The organism is Mycolicibacterium wolinskyi, assembly GCF_002101965.1.
Taxonomy (GTDB): Bacteria; Actinomycetota; Actinomycetes; order Mycobacteriales; family Mycobacteriaceae; genus Mycobacterium; species Mycobacterium wolinskyi.
Window position 1 is genome coordinate 1 of sequence record NZ_LQQA01000025.1, and the last position, 1,397, is coordinate 1,397.

The window sequence follows — 1,397 nt, forward strand, 5'->3', positions numbered from 1 at the left end:
CAGACGGGGTTTCGTGGTCGTGGTGTACCGCCGGGCGGCGGGTTGGCAGATTGGGTGCGGGAGCGGTTCTGGGAGGCGGTGAATTCGGGGCTGTCGCCGACGGCGGCGGCCACGGTTGCTGGGGTGCATGGGTCGACGGGCCGCAAGTGGGCCAAGGACGCGGGTTATGAGACCAATCCGAAGCACTATGGCAGGCGATATTCGCAGCTCGCGCGGGATAGCTTGTGGCAGGCGCTGCATTCAGCGGCCACGGTGGCTGAGGCCGCGGTAATCGCCGGCGTGTCGGAACACACCGCGGGGCGCTGGGTTCAACAGGCTGGATTCGTGCCACGAACACCGATGCCTGTTGGCCTCGAGTCCGATCGGTCACCGCCGAAGGGCCCGATGGCCTTTATCGAGCGCTGCCGGTTAGAGCAACTCCTGGAAACCGGGCACTCACCAGCCCAGGCAGCCGGGGTGCTGCAACGCCACCCCGACACGATTAGCCGGGAGATGGATCGCGGTAAGACCGAGGCCGGATACCGGGCGCGGGTGGGGCAAGACACCGCCGAAGCCAATCTCAAGCGTCCCAAATCACGCCACCTCGATACCCGTCCGCGACTACTGGCTGAAGTGGTGGCACGCTTGAAGCTGGGCCATAGTCCCGAGCAGATCGCCAACCGGCTGCGCCAGGATTTCCCCGACGATCCGGAGATGTGGGTGTCACACGAAACGATCTATCAAGCCCTCTATGTCCAACCCCGCGGGGAGCTGGCGAGACTGGTCAAGACCGCGCTGCGCACCGGCAGAACTCGGCGAAAAGCACAGGGCCGCAAACCGATAGAAGATCGAGATCGGTTCAAGGCCGGCATGATCAATATCGCAGATCGTCCCAAGGAAGCCGACGACCGCGCGATCCCCGGGCACTGGGAAGGTGATCTGATCTTGGGCAGTACCGCCTCAGGCTCAGCGATCGGCACGATGGTCGAGCGCACCACCGGATTCGTCGTGTTGCTGCACCTGCCCAAAGACCGCACCGCCGCCACCCTGGCCAACGCCATGTCGATCAAGGTCCCTGAGATCCCCGAGATTCTGCGCCGCTCGCTGACCTGGGACCAAGGCAGCGAAATGGCGCTGCACACCAAGATCACCGAAGCCACCGGCCTGCCGATCTACTTCTGCGACCCCCACAGTCCCTGGCAACGCGGCACCAACGAAAACACCAACGGCCTGCTCCGCCAGTACTTCCCCAAAGGCACCGACCTGTCGTTCTACGGCCCCGGCTGGCTCGACCAGGTCGCCGCCGAACTCAACGCCCGACCCCGCAAACGCCACAAATGGCGCCCCCCCGCCGAAGAACTCCACCGACTACTGTCAGACCCGTCCACATTCGTTGCAGCCACCGCTTGAATCCAAGC

1 protein-coding gene is annotated in these 1,397 nt (G+C 64.6%); it reads left to right on the forward strand.

Translation table 11 applies throughout. From position 1 onward, the window contains the following. Positions 1 to 222: 222 nt before the first annotated feature. Complete coding sequence (locus AWC31_RS21250; protein WP_085145980.1) at positions 223 to 1,389, forward strand: IS30 family transposase; 1,167 nt, start codon at positions 223 to 225, stop codon at positions 1,387 to 1,389. Positions 1,390 to 1,397 lie beyond the last annotated feature (8 nt).